The 3867-nt window shown below is 73.7% G+C and carries 1 protein-coding gene; it reads right to left on the reverse strand.

Annotated features, from left to right (window positions below; genetic code table 11):
• Window positions 1-3867, reverse strand: a 3867-nt coding sequence (locus tag IE94_RS0133935) for a type I polyketide synthase (RefSeq protein ID WP_037924597.1), incomplete at both ends; no start/stop codon positions are given.

A 3867-nucleotide genomic window follows, 5' to 3' on the forward strand; every position in this document is an offset into this window, starting at 1 on the left:
CCGGCTCGTCGGTGTGGGCGAACATCACCTCGCGCAGGGGCTGTTCCAGCAGCGGATCGAAGTGCGCGCAGATCTCGTCGAGCGCGGCCGCGAACACAGGGAAGGCGGCATACAGTTCGCGCCCCATCCCGGCCCGCTGACTGCCCTGCCCGGAGAACAGAAACGCCAGCCGCCCCTGCGCCCGTTCCACCGAGCCGGTCAGGACCCGGCTGTCCGCCTCGCCCCGCGCCAGCGCGCCCAGTGCGTCGAGGAAGTCCGACCGGTCCTCGGCGACCACGGCGGCCCGGTCGTCGAGCGCCGCCCGCGAAGTGGCCAGCGAGAACGCCACGTCCGACACCGGTAGTTCGGGCCGCCCCGCGACGAACGACCGCAGCCGCTCGGCTTGCGCCCGCAGGGTGTCCAGGCCCTGACCGGCGAGGACCCACGGCACCGGTCCGGTGGCCCCGGCCTCGGGTGCGCCCGCGACGGTCGGCTCCTCCTCCGCCTGCTCGATGATCGCGTGGGCGTTGGTGCCGCTCACGCCGAAGGACGACACACCGGCCCGGCGGGGCCGTCCGTTCTCCGGCCACTCCACCGCTTCCCGCAGCAGCGACACCGCACCGGCGGACCAGTCGACGTGCGGGGTCGGTTCGTCCACGTGCAGCGTCCTCGGCAGCACACCGTGACGCATCGCCATCACCATCTTGATGACGCCGCCCACGCCCGCCGCGGCCTGCGTGTGTCCGATGTTCGACTTCAAGGAGCCGACCAGCAGCGGCCGTTCGGCGGACCGGTCCTGCCCGTACGTGGTTAGCAGCGCCTGCGCCTCGATCGGATCGCCCAGCCTGGTGCCGGTGCCGTGCGCCTCGACGGCGTCGACATCGGCGGCGGCCAGCCGGGCCCGGCCGAGCGCCTGGCGGATGACCCGCTCCTGGGAGGGGCCGTTGGGGGCGGTGAGGCCGTTGCTCGCGCCGTCCTGGTTGACCGCCGTACCGCGTACGACACCAAGGACCGGGTGACCGTGGCGGCGGGCGTCCGACAGCCGCTCCAGGAGCAGGACGCCCGCGCCCTCGCCCCAGCTGGTGCCGTCGGCCGACGCGGAGAACGACTTGCTGCGGCCGTCGGGAGCGAGCCCCCGCTGCCGGCTGAACTCCACGAACGTCCCCGGCGAGGCCATGACGGTCACACCTCCCGCCAGCGCGAGAGCACACTCGCCGTCCCGCAGTGCCTGGACGGCCATGTGCAGGGCGACCAGCGAGGACGAGCAGGCCGTGTCGACGGTGACGGCCGGGCCCTCCAGACCGAGGGTGTACGCCACCCGGCCGGAGATCACACTGGCCGCCGTACCGGTGAGCAGATACCCCTCGAACCCCTCGGGCGCCTCACTCATGCGCGGCCCGTACTCGTCCTGGGACGCCACACCGACGTAGACGCCCGCCTGGCTTCCGGCCACCGACCGCGGGTCGATCCCGGCCCGCTCGAACACCTCCCACGAAGTCTCCAGCAGCAGCCGCTGCTGCGGGTCCATCGCCTGCGCCTCACGCGGCGATATCCCGAAGAACTCGGCGTCGAACTCCGCGGCGTCGTAGAGGAATCCGCCCTCGCGGACGTACGACGTACCCGCGCGCTCCGGATCGGGGTGGTAGAGCGCGTCGATGTCCCAGCCCCGGTCCGTCGGGAACACGGACACGGCGTCGCGGCCTTCGGTGACCAACTGCCAGAGGTCCTCGGGCGAACGCACCCCGCCCGGATAGCGGCAGGCCATCGACACGATGACGACCGGGTCGTCGTCGGCCGCGGCACCCGCCGGGAGCGGCGGCGCGGAGGCGGACTCCGCCGTGCCGGCCGCCTGCGTGTGCAGGAAGCGGGCCAGCGCCTGGGGCGTCGGATGGTTGAAGACCAGCGTGGGCGGCAGCTTCAGACCGGTGACGGCGACGAGCCGGTTCCGAAGTTCGACCCCGGTCAGCGAGTCGACACCGATGTCCTTGAAGGCCTGCGACGCGTGCACCGCGTCCGCGGAAGGGTGCCCGAGCACGGCCGCGGCCTGCGTCCGCACCAGGTCCAGCAGCACCCGCTGGGCCTCGGCATCGGAGAGGCCGGACAGGTTCTGTGCCGTCCACGTCGTGTCGTCACCACCCGGACGACCGTCGCCGGACCCGGACCTGGACCCGGACCCGGACCGCAGGTCCCGTACGTCCGTCAGGTCCGCGATCAGCGCGCTGGGCCGCGCGGCGGTGTACGCCGGCACGAAACGGGCCCAGTCGATGTCGGCGACGGTCACCGTGGGCTCGCCGCAGCCGACGGCCTCTCCCAGCGCGGTCAGCGCGAGGTCAGGCTCCAGCGCCGGGAGCCCCCGCCGACGCAACTGGTCGCCCACGTCCCCGGCCGCCATGCCGTCCGCGTCCCACGGGCCCCACGCCACGGAGGTGGCGGGCAGCCCGAGCGTGTGCCGCTGTTCGGCGATCGCGTCCAAGTGGGCGTTTGCCGCAGCGAAGTTGGCCTGCCCGGCCCGGCCGAGGGTGCCGACCACCGACGAGAAGAGCACGAAGGCGTCGAGGTCCAGGTCACGCGTGTACTGGTCGAGGAGTTCAGCGCCCGAGGCCTTCGGACGCAGTACGTGGTTCAGGCGGTCGACGGTGAGCCGGTCGAGCAGCGCGTCGTCGAGAACACCGGCTGTGTGGACGACGGCGGTGAGGTGGGGGTGGTCGGCGATGAGTGCCTTTACGGTATCCGGGTCGCTCACATCGCACGCGGCGAAGGTCACGGTGGCGCCGAGCGCGGTGAGTTCACCATGGAGATCGGCGGCCCCGGGGGCGCTGTCGCCGCTGCGGCCGGCGAGGAGCAGGTGCCGCGCGCCGTTGGCGGCGGCCCAGCGGGCCACGTGCGCGCCGAGCGCGCCGGTGCCGCCGGTGATCAGGACGGTGCCGCGGGGCTTCCACGCGCTTCCGTCGGTGGTGCCGGTGCGGGCAATTCGGCGGGCGAGAAGGCCCGAGGCGCGGACGGCCACCTGGTCCTCGCCGCCGACCGGCGCTGCCAGCGCGGCACGCAGACGTGCGGCGCCGCGTGCGTCGAGCCGCTCGGGCAGGTCGACGAGTCCGCCCCAGCGGTCGGGGTGCTCCAGCGCGGCGACCCGGCCCAGGCCCCAGACCTGGGCCTGGTCGGGGTGGGTGAGCGGGTCGGAGCCTCCGGTGGTGACCGCGCCCTGGGTGGCGCACCAGAGCGGGGACTGGACGCCCGCGTCTCCGAGGGCCTGGACGAGGGCGAGCGTCGGCGCCGCTGTGGTGGCGTCGTCGCCGGTCAGCGCGAGGAGGGACAGGACGCCGGTGATGTCATCGCCCTCGCCGAGCGTGCTGGAGAGCTGCTCGGCGTAGCGCGTGCGCTCCGGCTGGGCCGGGTCCAGCACCACCTGTCGTACGCGGGTCCGATTTCCGCGCAGGGCCTCCGCCGCGGCGCCCACCAGGTCGTCGTCCTCCTGGCCTTCGGGGACCACGACCAGCCAGGTGCCGTACAGCCCCGCCCGCGGGTCCGCCAACGGCCTCCACGTCGTCCGGTAGCGCAGGTTGTCCACCGCCGACGCGCGCTCCAGGCCCTTCCGCCAGGACCTCAGCGCCGCGAGCACCGTGCCCAGCGGCGCGTCGCCCTCGACCGAGAGGGTGCGGCCGAGGGACTGCCAGTCCTCGTTCTCGACCGCTTCCCAGAAGCGGGTGTCCGCGGTGTCCCTGGCGGTGCTCGGGCGGGGGCTGATCCAGTAGCGCTGGTGCTGGAAGGGGTAGGTGGGGAGGTCGGTTAGCCGGGCGGTGGGCGGGGTGTGGGGGATGGGCCAGTTGATGTGATGCCCGTGGGTGTGGAGGTGTGCTGCGGAGGTGAGGAGTCGGGTGAGGGTGCCTT

The sequence above is a fragment of the Streptomyces violaceorubidus genome (assembly GCF_000717995.1).
Classification (GTDB): domain Bacteria; phylum Actinomycetota; class Actinomycetes; order Streptomycetales; family Streptomycetaceae; genus Streptomyces; species Streptomyces violaceorubidus.